14 protein-coding genes and 1 pseudogene are annotated in these 14,513 nt (G+C 62.1%); 7 read left to right on the forward strand and 8 right to left on the reverse strand.

Translation table 11 applies throughout. The annotated features are described in order from the left end of the window. Window positions 1-97: 97 nt before the first annotated feature. A complete protein-coding gene (locus tag NKJ01_RS30410) occupies window positions 98-1,153 on the reverse strand; it encodes a sugar phosphate isomerase/epimerase family protein (RefSeq protein ID WP_352733820.1) in 1,056 nt (351 codons plus the stop codon). Between the two features lie 388 nt (window positions 1,154-1,541). Here NKJ01_RS30410 and NKJ01_RS30415 point away from each other — a divergent pair, with 388 nt between their 5' ends. The 5 genes from NKJ01_RS30415 to NKJ01_RS30435 are packed head-to-tail and all read left to right on the forward strand — an operon-like array spanning window position 1,542 to window position 5,796. Continuing rightward, window positions 1,542-2,429, forward strand: coding sequence for a sugar phosphate isomerase/epimerase family protein (locus NKJ01_RS30415; RefSeq protein WP_352733822.1), 888 nt, complete (start codon window positions 1,542-1,544; stop codon window positions 2,427-2,429). Between the two features lie 60 nt (window positions 2,430-2,489). Then, window positions 2,490-3,659 carry a mandelate racemase/muconate lactonizing enzyme family protein gene (locus NKJ01_RS30420; protein ID WP_352733824.1) on the forward strand — a complete coding sequence of 390 codons (1,170 nt, stop codon included), beginning with the start codon at window positions 2,490-2,492 and terminating at the stop codon, window positions 3,657-3,659. A gap of 2 nt (window positions 3,660-3,661) precedes the next feature. Then, window positions 3,662-4,378 carry a FadR/GntR family transcriptional regulator gene (locus NKJ01_RS30425; protein WP_352604500.1) on the forward strand — a complete coding sequence of 239 codons (717 nt, stop codon included), beginning with the start codon at window positions 3,662-3,664 and terminating at the stop codon, window positions 4,376-4,378. Window positions 4,379-4,383: 5 nt separating this feature from the next. Then, window positions 4,384-5,364: a hydroxyacid dehydrogenase gene (locus NKJ01_RS30430; RefSeq protein ID WP_352733826.1), complete on the forward strand. Its 981-nt coding sequence runs from the start codon at window positions 4,384-4,386 to the stop codon at window positions 5,362-5,364. Between the two features lie 42 nt (window positions 5,365-5,406). Continuing rightward, window positions 5,407-5,796: a hypothetical protein gene (locus NKJ01_RS30435; protein ID WP_352604496.1), complete on the forward strand. Its 390-nt coding sequence runs from the start codon at window positions 5,407-5,409 to the stop codon at window positions 5,794-5,796. Window positions 5,797-5,814: 18 nt separating this feature from the next. On the opposite strand, the gene NKJ01_RS30440 is transcribed toward NKJ01_RS30435, so the two are convergent. Then, complete coding sequence (locus NKJ01_RS30440; protein WP_352733828.1) at window positions 5,815-7,110, reverse strand: amidase; 1,296 nt, start codon at window positions 7,108-7,110, stop codon at window positions 5,815-5,817. Window positions 7,111-7,216: 106 nt separating this feature from the next. On the opposite strand from NKJ01_RS30440, the gene NKJ01_RS30445 reads away from it, so the two are divergent. Together NKJ01_RS30445 and NKJ01_RS30450 are read left to right on the forward strand one after the other, a co-directional pair. Then, window positions 7,217-7,564: a GFA family protein gene (locus NKJ01_RS30445; protein WP_352604492.1), complete on the forward strand. Its 348-nt coding sequence runs from the start codon at window positions 7,217-7,219 to the stop codon at window positions 7,562-7,564. A 214-nt stretch (window positions 7,565-7,778) separates the two neighbouring features. After that, a pseudogene (locus NKJ01_RS30450) lies at window positions 7,779-8,700 on the forward strand (AraC family transcriptional regulator). 30 nt (window positions 8,701-8,730) lie between these two features. On the opposite strand, the gene NKJ01_RS30455 reads toward NKJ01_RS30450, so the two are convergent. The 6 genes from NKJ01_RS30455 to NKJ01_RS30480 form a co-directional block, all read right to left on the reverse strand. Next, entirely contained in the window at window positions 8,731-9,834 is a 1,104-nt protein-coding gene (locus NKJ01_RS30455; RefSeq protein WP_352733830.1) for an ABC transporter ATP-binding protein, read from the reverse strand. Then, a complete protein-coding gene (locus NKJ01_RS30460) occupies window positions 9,834-10,937 on the reverse strand; it encodes an ABC transporter ATP-binding protein (RefSeq protein ID WP_352733832.1) in 1,104 nt (367 codons plus the stop codon). The genes NKJ01_RS30455 and NKJ01_RS30460 overlap by 1 nt, the downstream gene beginning before the upstream one ends. Next, entirely contained in the window at window positions 10,934-11,155 is a 222-nt protein-coding gene (locus NKJ01_RS30465; RefSeq protein WP_352604480.1) for a hypothetical protein, read from the reverse strand. Before NKJ01_RS30465 ends, NKJ01_RS30460 begins: the two co-directional genes overlap by 4 nt. Continuing rightward, a complete protein-coding gene (locus NKJ01_RS30470; RefSeq protein WP_352604478.1) occupies window positions 11,152-12,111 on the reverse strand; it encodes a carbohydrate ABC transporter permease in 960 nt (319 codons plus the stop codon). The genes NKJ01_RS30465 and NKJ01_RS30470 overlap by 4 nt, the downstream gene beginning before the upstream one ends. Before the next feature lies 1 nt (window position 12,112). Beyond that, the gene (locus NKJ01_RS30475; RefSeq protein WP_352604476.1) at window positions 12,113-13,018 is read right to left on the reverse strand and encodes a carbohydrate ABC transporter permease; all 906 of its coding nucleotides are present in this window, start codon (window positions 13,016-13,018) and stop codon (window positions 12,113-12,115) included. Between the two features lie 68 nt (window positions 13,019-13,086). After that, a complete protein-coding gene (locus tag NKJ01_RS30480) occupies window positions 13,087-14,403 on the reverse strand; it encodes an ABC transporter substrate-binding protein (RefSeq protein ID WP_352733834.1) in 1,317 nt (438 codons plus the stop codon). Window positions 14,404-14,513: the final 110 nt, after the last annotated feature.

The following is a 14,513-nucleotide window of genomic DNA, read 5'->3' on the forward strand; positions in this document are numbered from 1 at the left end:
GCCACAAACGACTCAAGGCACGATGGGCCGATCAAAACCTGCTTAGCCTCTTTACTCATATGCGATAGCCCTGCCCTCAAGGGGGAGGAAATTAGCGTTAAATTCCCATCATGCCGCGCAGCACTTTCTTGTCCGTAGCGCTACCGGCGAAATCGTCGAATGCCTTTTCCGTCACCCGGATGATGTGATGCTGGATGAAGGGCGCACCCTCGGCCGCGCCGTCTTCCGGATGCTTCAGGCAGCACTCCCACTCGAGCACCGCCCAGGAATCATAATTGTACTGCGTCAGCTTGGAAAAGATGCCGCCGAAATCCACCTGCCCGTCGCCCAGCGACCGGAAGCGGCCGGCGCGGTTGGTCCAGCTCTGATAGCCGGAATAGACGCCTTGCCGGCCGGTCGGATTGAACTCGGCGTCTTTGACGTGGAACGCCTTGATGCGCTCGTGATAGATATCGATGAATTCGAGATAGTCGAGTTGCTGCAGCAGGAAGTGCGACGGATCGTAATTGATATTGCAGCGTCTGTGGCCGCCGACCGCGTCGAGGAACATCTCGAAGGTGGCACCGTCGAACACGTCCTCACCGGGATGGATTTCGTAGCCGACATCGACGCCATTATCCTCATAGACATCGAGGATCGGCTTCCAGCGCTTGCCGAGTTCGGCGAAGGCTTCCTCGATCAGCCCGGCCGGACGCTGCGGCCAGGGGTAGAGGTAGGGAAAGGCCAACGCTCCGGAGAAGCTCACCGAGGCCTTCAGGCCGAGGTTCTTCGAGGCCTTGGCGCCGAACTTCATCTGTTCGACCGCCCATTCCTGCCGCGCTTTGGGATTGTTGTGCACCGAAGCCGGTGCAAAACCGTCGAACTGCGCGTCATAGGCCGGATGCACCGCCACCAATTGCCCCTGCAGATGGGTCGATAGTTCGGTGATCTCGACGCCGGCGTCCGCGCAGATGCCCTTGACTTCGTCGCAATAGGTCTTGGAAGAGGCCGCCTTCTCGAGATCGAACAGCCGCGCGTCCCAGGTCGGGATCTGTACGCCCTTGTAGCCGAGACCGGCCGCCCATTTGGTGATCGATGCCAGTGAATTGAATGGCGCGGCATCGCCCGCGAACTGCGCCAGAAACAGTCCCGGGCCCTTCATTGTCGTCGGCATCGGCATTCTCCTCATTTGTCTCGCGACCGAGCATAGCGCCGATTGGAAGCAGGGCCAGCCACTTTGGTCTTTTCACATCGGCGCATTGTGTACGCCACAATTCTGGTATTACCAAAAGCGGGACTTTGGTCAAGCCTCGCAATGCGCCTTGGAGCCCCTCCGGGCGTGGAAAGCAGTGGCATATACATCAATGTAATCAATGAAATAATCTGGACCTGAGGTAGCACTGCCACACTTCTTGCCGTCCAGAAGAAATTGCTGTAGACCTCGTTTCAGGCCCAATTGGTCGAACCAGTTTGTAGGAAATTGCTGGGGATGGCCTGGGGAGGAACCCTTGCGTCGCCCTTAGCGATGCATGTTGCAGGCGATTTTTTGGGAAGGACAGACTATGCACCTTTCGACGCACAACTGGATGCGCGCGGAACCATTGGAGACGACGCTCAAGCGCATCAAGAAATTCGGCTATGAGTCGATCGAGATTTCCGGCGAGCCGGAGCAATACAAGACAAAGGAGACCCGGGCGCTGCTGAAGGAGCATGGCATCCGCTGCTGGGGCGCGGTGACCTTGATGCTGGGCGAGCGCAACCTTGCCGCCAGGAACCAGGGCCAGCGCGAGCGCTCCGTTCAGTATGTCAAGGACGTGCTGACCATGGTCAGCGAACTCGATGGCGAGATCATCACGCTGGTGCCGGCAACGGTCGGCAAGGTCGTGCCTGACGGCACCGAGGAAGAAGAATGGAAGTGGGTTGTCGACGCCACCCGTGAATGCTTCACCCACGCCAAGAAGGTCGGGGTCAAGATTGCGGTCGAACCCCTCAACCGCTTCGAAACCTATCTGTTCAATCGCGGCGCCCAGGCGCTCGCGCTGGCCGACGAGGTCAGCCCCGAATGCGGCGTCTGCCTCGACGCCTACCACATCCATATGGAGGAGTTTAACGTTCACGACGCGATCCGCCAGGTCGGCAAGCGCCTGTTCGACTTCCATGTCGCCGACAACAACCGCTTTGCCGCCGGCCTTGGCCAGATCGACTGGCCGAAGATCGTCGCCACGCTGAGGGAGATCGGTTACGACGGCGCGCTGACCAACGAGTTCGTTGCGCCCGTCGACCGGACGCCGGCCGCACCTTATCCCGACATGGTCGAGCGCCACCCGGTCGATATCTCGCCCGAGCAGCTGAAGTTCATCCAGGACCACGGCTCCAGCGTGCTGACGGAAAAGTTCTACACCGACCAGATGCGCATCACCGCCGAAACGTTGCTGCCGCTGATCAAGTAGCGGACTGCCTCTGGGAAAATTGCTCTTTCGCCCTGACCGGCGGCAGGGCTGGGGAAGAATATGCGCATCAAGATCGTCCAAGCCTGGTGGGTCCGCATCCCGATCGAAGCCGCTCGGCAACACCGCAGCGATTTCGGCCAGGTGACGACCTTCGACGCCGCCATCCTGCGCATCGAGACTGATGACGGGGTGGTCGGCTGGGGTGAAGGCAAGAACGCCGCCGGCAGCGCCGGCAGCTATGGCGCCCTGGTCCACATACTGAACCATGAGGTCGGGCCGCAATTGATCGGCCGCGATCCGGCCGACATCGGCGTCATCTGGGAGATGCTCTACAATGGCGTGCGTCACGACAGCGCCGCGCGAGCCGGCCACGCCATGCCGCAACTGGCGCGGCGCGGCATGAGCATCGCCGCCATCAGTGCCGTCGACATCGCGCTGTGGGACATCCTGGGCAAATCGCTCGGGGTTCCAGTTTGGCGGCTGCTGGGTGGCCGCAAGCTCGACCGCATGCCGGCCTACGCATCAGGCGGCTGGGCAGCCACCGACGCCATCGGCGAGCAGTTGAAATCCTATATCGCCAGAGGCGGTTTCAAGGCGCTGAAGATGCGGGTTGGTGCCATGGACGGCGCAGCACACGTGTCTGCCGCCCGTGTCCATGCCGCACGGCAGGCGCTCGGCCCCGATATCGAGTTGATGGTCGACGCGCATGGCACCTACACGGTGGCCGAAGCCAAGCGCTTCATCCACCTCGTCAACGACCTCGACCTCGCCTGGTTCGAGGAGCCTGTCATTGCCGATGACAAGCCCGGCATGGCTGAAGTGCGGGCATCAGGCGCCGTTCCGATCGCAACCGGCGAAAGCGAAGCGACCCGCTATGCCTTCCGCGACCTCGCCATGCTCAAGGCCGCCGACATCTTCCAGCCCGACCCTGCTTTCTGCGGCGGCATCAGCGAGGCGATGAAGATCGGCACCATCGCCAGTGCCTTCAACCTGCGCTTTGCGCCCCATCTGTGGGCAGGCGCGCCCTGCTTCTTCGCCGGGCTGCATGTCTGCGCTGCCTCGCCGTCGAGTTTCACCGTCGAATATTCCCTTGGCGCCAACCCGATGATCCACGATCTGATCGAGGAGACTGTCGAAGCCAAGGACGGTATGATAGCGATCCCCGAAAAGCCGGGTCTGGGATTCACGATTTCGGAGCGATTCCTGGAGGCGCACGCGCAACGCGGTTGACGATGAAAGAAAAAAACCTTCTCGCGGAACTCGCCGCCTACCTGTTCTCCCATTCGGACAAGGAGACCGGCCGAACACCGTCCGAACGCGAACTGGCGGAGCATTTCGGCGTCAGCCGCGGCCAGATCCGCGAGGCGCTCGCCATCCTCGAGGCCATGCGCATCGTCGAGCGCCGCGCCAAGTCCGGCATCTATATCGACACCAAGCAGGCCAGCGTCGAAGCCATGGCGCTTTTTGCCCGCGCGGGCCTGCCGCTCGACCCGATCCAGATCTACGAGACGGTCGAACTGCGCAAGATCCACGAGATCAAGGCAGCCGAGCTTGCCTGTTCGCGCGCCACCGAGGAGAATTTCGAGCGACTGCGCGAAATCCTGAAAGCCTCGGAAAAGCGCATCGCGGCCGGCGAAGGCCTCGCCAAGGAGGACCGCGAATTCCACCTCGAGATCGTGCGCGCCACCAAGAACAGCGTCTTCCACAATGTCTGCAGCGTCTATTACATGATGGGCGAACAGCGCCTGCCAATCTATTTCAACGACCTGGAGCGCAGCGTGCGCTCGCATGCCGAGCACATCCAGATCTATGAGGCGCTGCTGCGCCGCGACGGCAATCTCGCCCAGGCGCTGATGAGCGCCCATCTGCAGGGCGCCGAGAGCTATTGGAAGGGCCTGATCGAGGGCCATGGCGAGGAACCGCAAAGCCCGGCGCTCGAAAAAGCCTGATCGACATGGCCCGCATCCTCACGACACACCCGCTACATCAGCGCGCCTCGGCCATGCTGGCCGGCGCCGGCGAACTCGTCGTCGCTTCTGCCATCGATCCAGCCACGCTGGCCGCCGAGGCGAGGAATGCCGACATCGTCATCGTCCGCGCGCCGCTGCCGCCGGCGCTGTTCGAGGGCGCCTGGAAGCTGCGAGCGGCGATCCGCCATGGCGCCGGGCTCGACATGATCCCGATGGAAGCTGCAACCGCCGCCGGCGTGCTGGTGGCGAACGTGCCGGCGGTCAACGCGCGCTCGGTGGCGGAACACGTCATGTTCGCGGCCCTTGCCTTGCTACGCAACTTCCGCGTCGTCGACCGCGACCTGCGGACAAAAGGCTGGCTCGCCGGCCGCGAGCACGCCAATTCCAACGGCGAACTCGCCGGCAAGACGATCGGCATCGTCGGCCTTGGTGCCGTTGGCCAGGCTGTCGGCCATATCGCCGCGCACGGCTTCGACCTGAAGGTGGTGGCAACGACGCGCAGCATGCAGCCGGCGCCGGAGAAAGTCGGCTTCCTGTCGATCGACGCCCTGGTCGAGCAAAGCGACATCATCGTTCTGTGCTGCCCGCTGACACCGGAGACGCGCGGCCTGATCAACCGCGAGCGGATTGCCCGCATGAAACCGCATGCGCTGCTGATCAACGTGTCGCGCGGACCGGTCATCGACGACGACGCGCTGATCGAAGCCTTGCAGAAGCGCTGCATCGGCGGTGCTGCGCTCGACGTGTTTTCGACGCAGCCGCTGCCGTCAAATCATCCTTATTTCGGCTTCGACAATGTCATCATCACTCCGCATATGGCTGGCATCACCGAGGAGTCGATGATGCGGATGGGCGTTGGCGCGGCGAGCGAAGCCTTGCTGGTGCTGGCGGGCAAATTGCCGATTAACCTGCGCAATCCCGAGGTGGTCGATCACTACCGGCGGCGGTTTCCGGCCGACAGCTAAAGCATCGCGGTTTCGCCCCAATTCTCCGCGACGTTGAAAACCATGTTCGGTCTTCGCCTTAAATGCCTGACTGTTGCCGCGTCTTCGCTCTGCGCCTTGCCGTCATTCGCGGAGGCTCAGAGCAGCTACGTCTATTGCGATAACGGGCTGCGCTGCTTCAAGGCGCCCTGCCCGTCGAACAGCGCGCTCGACCTTGGCACCGGCACGATCGTCAAGGGCGTGTCGATCGACCCCAGCGGATTGCCGCAGGCCGACAAGGCGATAACGGATCTCTCCGACGCGCTTTATGCCGGAAAGATCGTCGTCAGAGGATCGATCGAGCAACGCACCCAGACCATCACCGGCAAGGAATACACCCTCCCCTGGCTGGTCGCGACCCGCATCGTGCGGACCGCCAAGGATAGTGAACGCAAGCACTGTTCGTCACACTGATGGTCGGCCCAGTTCCGGTCACGTGCCAAGCAGCGACTCAATTTCAGCAGCAATCCGCAACAGACGCCGGTCCTGCCCATTGCGCGCCACCAGCATCAATCCGGCAGGCAGCGCCATGCCTGACATCGGCAGCGAGATTGCACATAGATCGAATTGGTTGGCGACCTGCGTGTTGCGCAGCAGCAGGCCTTCGATGCGGTCGCGCAGTTCGGCATCTCCGGCCATCGAAGCGATGGTCGGCGCCATCACAGGTGTGGTCGGCAAGACCAGCACATCGGCCGATGCCAGCCGCTCATCCATGGCGGCGGCGAGAGCTGCACGACGGTGTATCGCCCTGATATAGACAGGCGTCGGCAGCATTGCTGCCCGTGACAAAGGCCCGCTGACGTGCGGGTCGACAGGCACCGAGGCTCCCGTCGCCAGCCAGTCGGCATGCACTTCGGCACCCTCCATCGCCGCGATCGAACCGCGCTTGGTGGCCGCGCGCATCTCTCCAAGCAGATCGTCGATCGGCAGGTCTGCGACCTGCGTGCCTGCCTGCTCGATCTTGCCAACGCAGTGGTCGAACGCGATCGTCATCTCGCCTTCCGTCCCTTCGAAAAGAATGCCGCGCGGGATGCCAATACGAAGCCCCCTAAGAGCAATCTGCGCCAGCGCGGTCGGTATCTCGCCGGCCATCACGGCGTCGGCAGCGGCACACTGAGCGACGGTTCTGGCAAGCGGCCCGATCGAGTCCAACGTGGCGGACAACGGGAAGGCACCGGTCAGCGGCACACGCCGCGCCGTCGGCTTGAAGCCGACCACGCCATTGAGCGATGCCGGAATGCGTACCGAACCACCGGTGTCGGAACCGATCGATATCTCGCTCGTCGCCTCACCGACGGAAACGCCGGCGCCCGAGGAGGACCCGCCGGGTATGCGGCTGGCGTCGACCGCATTGCCGGGCGTGCCAAAATGCTGGTTGTCACCGATCGCGGTGAACGCGAATTCGGTCATGTTGGTCTTGCCGATTATGACAGCGCCGGCCTGCCGCAGCCGGCTCACAATCGCGGCATCGAGCAGTGCAGGCGCGGCGGTCTTGCGCATCAGCGAACCGGCCGTGGTCGCTTCGCCGGCGACATCGAACAGATCCTTGATCGAGACAATGGTGCCGTCGAGCGGTCCGAGCTTCACCCCGGCCCGCCTGCGGGCATCGCTGGCGTCAGCCGCCGCTCGTGCGGCTTCGGTATAGAGCTTCGTGAACACGCGCTCTTCACCGGCACGGGCGGCAAGCCGCGCAAGGATGATTTCCAGTTGATCACGGACTGATTGCATTTTCGGTGTCGGACTCCAGACGCCTTGAACGTCCTTGGGACATGGCTTGCCGAGACTTAACCCGGCGCAGGCGGTTTTGCACCCTGTCGAATACGAGGAAAATCCGATGCTCTACAAAGGCAGCTGCCACTGCGGCAAGGTCGCCTTCGAGTTCAAGGCCAAACTGACCGGGGCCGTGCGGTGCAATTGCTCGATATGCGCGCGCAAAGGCGCCCTCTTGTGCGCCATCCCGCACGAAACCTTGCAGGTCCTGGCCTGGGGCGATGACCTCGGCATCTACACATTCGGCAACCATGCCATCGCGCACCGCTTCTGTCGCACTTGCGGCATCCATCCCTTTGCAGAGGACGTCCGCGAAGGCGGTGACCGGAGTGCCTACGTCAACATCAACTGCGTCGCAAATCTCGACCCCTCAAGCCTGCCCATATTCGACTTCGACGGGCGCGCCGTCTGAACGGCCTGGTGGCGGCTTATGTCGAGGGCAGCTTCGTCGCCGCCATCACTACGGCAGCGGCCCGAAAACCGTGACGGTTCCCGGGCCGATGCGCTGTGTCAGGGAAGCTTAGTCCTGCCAATAGGAAGCTACTCGGCGCGCTTCGGGCCGCGCAGGAACACCACGACGGCCGCCAGCAGGGTCGCCGCGCCGCAATAGGCGAAGGCGCTGCGGCTTGCGGCTCGATGGCGTCGAGTACGGCCGCTTCGAACTGAAGGAGCCTTGGGGCATCCAATTCCCGGCCCAGCCAGCGGCGCGGTTTCATTTCATCGGCCGCAAAGGTTGCTGGCTGAAGCAGCCGTCCGGTGAATGGGTGGAACTCAATGCAGGCGACGCGATGCTGCTGCCGCGCGGTGCGGCGCACGTGCTGGCCAGTGAGCCCAGCGCCCAGGCCTGGCCGATCCACGGCTACGAAGTCGAGGAGGTCTGCAAGGACGTCTACTGCATGTCGAACGAAGGCATGTCGGAATGTTGCCGGCCGGGAACCCTGCTGTTTTGCGCCAGCATGTACTTCAATCTTGACGGCTTGCATCCCCTGCTCGGCATGATGCCGGATGTCATGCGCACCCATGAGCTGGGAGCCTACGAGCCCGGCATTCCGCATCTCCTGGAATCGATGGCGCGTGAAGTGACGATGGAGCGCGTCGGCTCCCGGCGGCATCCTGGCGCGGCTGGCCGACGTGCTTGCCGCCACCGTCATACGCTCATGGGTCGAACGTGGCTGCGGCGACTCGTCCGGTTGGATCGCTGCGGTGAGGGACCGCGAGATCGGCCGCGTGCTGGCCGCCATCCATCTCGAGCCGAACCAAGACTGGACAGTTGAGTCCCTGGCCCGGATGATGGGCGCCTCGCGATCGGGATTTGCCGAGCGATTCGCCACCATCGTCGGAGAAACGCCGGCAAAATATGTCACCCAGGTCAGGATGCATCAGGCAAGACAGTGGCTGATCCGCGACCGGATGAAAATATCCGTCGTTGCCGCGCGTCTCGGTTATGAATCGGATGCCGCATTCAGCCGCGCCTTCAAACGCGTCATCGGCTCGGCGCCCAGCCACCTACGCGCCGAGGAACAGGCTGATATCCGCCAGGCCAGCTGAGCCGACCTCCACGCCCGCTTCAGCTGGAGTTCACACAGCGTGCCGCAAGCTGACGCCGCTGCCCTTGTCGAACAGCACCACCTTGTCCGGGTTCCAGGCAAAACGCACCGATTGCTCGATCGCGACATCGGTCCTGGCCGGCACGGTGGCACGCAGCGTCGCGTCGCCGACGCGCAGCGTCAGGATCTTTTCGACGCCATGGTTCTCGACGTCATGGACACGCGCTTCGACCGGTGCGCCGCTCTCGAGATAGACGTCCTCGGGACGAACGCCGAAGACGAGCGGGCGACCGTCGGTCGCCGCACCCGCCTTTAGCCCCCAAGAAGTCTTGGCACCCCCCGAAAAAGGCAGTTCGAAGTTCAGCGGCGCCATCACCGCGCGGCCGTTCACAAGCTTGCCGTCGATGAGGTTCATCGGCGGTGAGCCGACGAAGCTCGCCACATAGGTGTCGCGCGGATTGTTGTAGATCTCGTGCGGTGTGCCGGTCTGGACGATGCGGCCATGGTTGAGCACGCCGACTTTGTCGCCCATCGACATCGCCTCGATCTGGTCATGGGTGACGAACAGGAAGGTGGCGCCGAGTTGCATCTGCAGGTTCTTCAATTCCGTGCGCAGCGCCTCGCGCAGCTTGGCGTCGAGCGCCGACAGCGGCTCGTCCATCAAGAACACGCGTGGCTTGCGCACGATGGCGCGGCCGATGGAGACGCGCTGCATCTCGCCGCCTGACAGCTTGTCGGTCTTGCGGTCGAGCAGATGCTCGATCCGCAGCGTGCGGGCGGCGCGGTCGACGCGATCCTTGATCTCGGCGTCGGGCAGCCGGCGGATCTTCGGCTTCAGCGGGAACTCGAGATTCTCGCGCACCGTATAGCGGGGATAGAGCGAATATTGCTGGAGCACCAGCGCCACGTCGCGCTCAGCCGCACCCCAGTCGGCGACGTCGACACCGTCGATGAAGACCTGGCCTTCGCTCGGCTTTTCCAGCCCGGCGATCAGCCGCAGCGTCGTCGTCTTGCCAGCACCCGTTTCGCCCAGCAGCACGAAGAACTCGCCATCGGCGATGTCGAGATCGAGCCCCGTCAAGGCGGTGTGGTTGCCGAAGGTCTTCGAGATGTTTTTCAGCTGGATATTGGCCATCACAATCTCACTTCCAGCGACTTGCCGCTTGCCGTGTCGAAGAAATGCGCCTGGGCCGGATCGATCCTGGCGAACACCTTCTCGCCGGGACCGCTGACGAACCCGCTCTTGGTGCGCGCGCGCAGCATCTTGGAGCCGACCTTGAGGTCGACAATGTCAAAGGAGCCGAGCGGCTCGACAATCTGCGTCTCGACCAGCAGGAACCCCTCGGCGGCATCGTGGCGGATGAGGACGCCTTCCGGCCGGATGCCGAGCGCCAACTGGCCGCCAGCATAGCCATTGAGCTTCGACAGCAGCGCTCGCGGGAACTCGAAGCCGGCGGCAGCCCCACCGACCGTCACCGAGACCGAGGATGCCGTCTCAGCCACCGCCGCATCGGCGACATTCATCACCGGACTGCCGACGAATTGCGCCACGAACAGATTTGCCGGGCGCGAATAGACCTCGTCCGGCGAGCCGACCTGCTGCAGCACGCCTTCATGCATGATCACAATGCGGTCGGCGAGGCTCATCGCCTCGATCTGGTCGTGCGTGACATAGATGGTGGTCGAGCCCTGCTTGATGTGCAGGCGCTTGATCTCAGCCCGCATTTCTTCGCGCAGCTTGGCGTCGAGCGCTCCGATCGGTTCGTCCATCAGCATCGCCTTCGGCCGCCGCACCAGCGCCCGGCCGATGGCGACGCGCTGCATGTCGCCCCCTGAAAGCGCTGACGGCTTCTTGTCGAGCAGGTCCAGGATCTGCAGCGTCTTGGCGACCGAGCGCACTTCCGAATCGATCTCAGCCTTGCTCTTGCGCGTGGCGCGCAAAGGAAAGGCGATATTCTCGTAGACGCTCATATGCGGGTAGAGCGAGAACGACTGGAAGACCATGGCGATGTCGCGGTCGGCGGCCTTCAGATGCTGGATCGGTTTGCCGTCGATGAGGATGTCGCCCTCGTCGATCGTTTCCAGCCCGGCGATGGCGCGTAGCGTTGTCGTCTTGCCGCAGCCCGATTGCCCGAGCAGAACGATGAACTCGTTGTCGTTGATCTTCAGGTTGAGGTCCTTGATGACCTGGACGGCACCAAAGAATTTCTGGACGCCGCGAAGCTCGATCTGGGTCAATGCTGTGCTCCCGGATTTCGCATCTGTCCGGTGCCGGCCTTCTCTTCCGGTGCGATCTTCGACGTGATGTTGAAGCCGATCAGCCCGATCAGGATGATGGTCAGTCCATAGCTGTGCAGCAGCATGTTCCAGGGTTGGCAGAGCGCGATGATGCCAAGCACCATCAGCACCTGGCTGCCGGGCTCCAGATATTTTTGATTGATGGCGCGAAAGCTCATTTGCGGATCGCTCCGAAGGACATGCCGCGCAGCAGATGGTTGCGGAGCAGGAAGGTGAATATCGCGACCGGCAGCAGAAACAGGAAGGTTCCGGCCGCGATCACCGTCCAGTCCGGCAGGCCGGCACCGACCTGGCTGGGGATGAATGGCGGCGCGGTCTGGGCGCGACGGTTGGTCATGATCAGCGCGAAGGCATATTCGTTCCACGCGGTTATGAAGCAGAACACGGCGGTGGCGGCGATTCCGGTGGCGGCCTCGGGCAGCACGATCTTGAAAAAGGCTTCCAAGCGAGTGTAGCCGTCGACGAGCGCCGCCTCTTCATACTCTTTGGGAATCTCGTCCATGAAGCCCTTCATCAGCCACACCGAGAAGGACAGATTGAAGGCGGTGTAGAGGATGATCAGCCCGACATGGGAATCGTTGAGGCCGACCGCCCGGTACATAAGGAACATCGGAATCGCCACCACCACCGGCGGCAGCATGCGCGTCGACAGGATGAAGAAGAGCAGGTCCGCCTCGCCCTTTACCTTGAAGCGCGAGAAGCCATAGGCGGTAAACGTCCCCATGCCGACCGCCAGCACCGTCGAGGTGATGGCGATGATCAGCGAGTTCAGGAAACGGCTCGGATATCCCGACCACTGCACCTGGCCCTTGCCGTCGCGCACGATCTTCTCGCCGCCGTCGAAGACGACGCGCTCCCACCACGGGGCGGCCGCATACTCTTCCGGCGTCGGCGGGCTGCGCAACTGCGAGCGCTTGGTGAACAACTTCACGAAAGGCGATATTTCCGGTTGGAACACGACCGTCGGTGGAATGGTGGTGGCCAGGCTGCGCGGCTTGAACGCCGTCGAGGCGATCCAGTATATCGGCGCCAGGAAGATGATCGTCACCAACAGGACGGCGACGATGGCGACACGGTTGAAGCCGATTTCAGAAGAAGTGCGGACGGCGGCCATCTCAGCGCTCCTTCACCTTATTGAGGTATTTGACGTAGATGTTGGTGATCGCCAGCACCATGATCAGCACGATGTAGGCCATCGCGCAGGAGCGCCCGGTCTGCCATTCCTGGAATGCCATCTTGTAGAGCCGGATCGAGATCAGTTCGGCCGTCGGCTGGCTGGTCAGGATGTAGGCGAGATCGAAGGTCTTGAATGCTTCCATGGTGCGGAAGATGACCGCGATCATCAGGATCGGCGCGACCAGCGGTAAGGTAATACGGAAGAAAGTATAGAACGGTCCGGCACGATCGATCGCGGCGGCTTCGTAGAGATGCTTCGGCACCGCCGAGAGGCCGGCCAGAGAAAGCAGCATGACGAAGGGCGACCACATCCATATGTCGGTCAACGCAACGGCGTAGAGTGCCATCTTGGGGTCAGCCAACCATTCGAAATTGCCAAACCCGAGCGCATAGTTGATGACGCCCCATGACGGGTCATAGAGCAGTTTCCAGAAGAGGCCGACGACCGCCATCGAGAGCATCATCGGCAGCAGCAGCAGCGTGGTGATGAGGCCCTTGAGCGGAATGTCCCGATTAAGCAGCATCGCCACGCCGAAGCCGACAAGCAGCTGTCCGGCGACCGAGACAATGACGTACTTCGCGGTAATGGCGAAGTTGGACCACACATAAGGATCGTTGAGCAGGTCGCGATAGTTTTGCAGCCCGACGAAATTCGCCGGCGCGTTGGTCGACGCGCGAAAGTCGGTGAAGGAATAGCCGAGCGAATAGATCAGCGGAAAGATGTTGAAGACGATCAGGAACAGGACCGTCGGAATGATGAAGAGGTTGCGGATCGAAATGTCGCTGAGGCCGCGCGCCGCCGCCCTTGAAGACCTGTCCAGCGTGGTGATCATCGTGGTCGCCAAGACCCTGCTCCCGTTGCGGAAAAAGAAACGGAGGAGGCACCAATGCCCCCTCCGTGAGGACATGATTGTTACTGACCGCGGCCGTACTTCTTGAAGGTCGCGTTCCAGTCTGCCGCCAGGGCGTCCAGCGTTTCCTTGGCGGTGCCTTCGCCGCCGATCATGTAGGGATAGACACGCTGGTTGAGCTGCTGCAGCAGTTCTGCATATTCCGGCACCGCCCAGAAATCCTTCACCTTGAACATGGTCTCGTAGAAGGCCTTGTTATACGGCGTGGCGTTCTGGAATTCAGGTGACTTGAGCACGGCGGCACTGCAGGTATAGCCGCCAAGTGCCGCCCACTTCTTCTGGGTTTCATCCTTGATGAACCATTCCAGGAACTTGATCGCCTCGTCCTGCTTCTGCGAGTAGGAAACGATGGAGATGCCCTGCCCGCCAAGCGCGGCGAACTGGTCGCCGTTCGGACCGGGAGGATTGGCGAAGAAGCCGGTGTTCTTGGCGTTCTGGTTCGACGCCTCGTTGATCAGCGAGGGGAAGAACGCGAAGTAGTTCATGCTCATCGCGGCCAGGTTTTCGGTGATCGCCTGGTTGTCTTCGACGAAGAACGACTTGGCCCAGCCTGGAGGCGTGAACTTGTAAAGCTCCTTGTAGGCGTCGAGCGCCGCGACCGCCTTGTCGGAGTTGATGAAGCCGTCGACCTTGTAGGTCGAATAGTCACCCAGTTCGCCGCCATAGGAGAACAGCGCGTTCTCGAAGCCCATCGCCATCGCGTCATAGGAATTGTCGGTGTAGATGGCGATGCCGTAACGCTTCTGATCCGGCCGGTAGAAAAATTCGGCGATGTCGCGCAACGCCTTGAAGTCCTTCGGCACGTCGAGATCGTATCCGTATTTGGCCTTGAAGGCCTCCTTCTCCTTGGGGTCTTCGAACCAGTCCTTGCGATAGGACCAGCCAACGGCATCGCCTTCAAGCGGAATCGCCCAATACTTGCCGCTTCCGCCCGGATACTCGGCGTAGTACTTCACCGTCGCCGGTGCCATCACCTCGCCGACTTTGTGCTTGTTGAAGAAGTCGGTCAAGTCGACATAGTGGCCACCGGTCGAGCCGGCACCGAGCCATTGCGAGTCGCCGACGACCATATCATAGGCGTCGCCATGGGCGTTGAACTCGGTGAAGGCCTTGGTCTGGAAGTCGGACCACGGCGTCGTCTCCACCGTGATCTTGACGCCGGTTTCCTTCTCGTACTCGTTGCCGAGTTCCTGCAGGTAATTGGCCGGATCCCATTCGGCCCAGAAGATGGTGAGTGATTTTTCCTGCGCGTAAACGGACGTTCCGCAGGCAAGCGTTAAGCCGATACCAGCAAGTACGCTGGTCACTAACTTGCGCATAATGATTTCCTCCCTTGTGCGCACTCTACCTTGTCATGCGAGCCGGCAACGGGGCCGGCCCTGGTAGTTCCTCCCATGATCGCACCTTCCCGGTTTCGTGCCTCCTCGCC

This window comes from Mesorhizobium sp. M0276 (assembly GCF_040321755.1).
Lineage (GTDB): Bacteria > Pseudomonadota > Alphaproteobacteria > Rhizobiales > Rhizobiaceae > Mesorhizobium.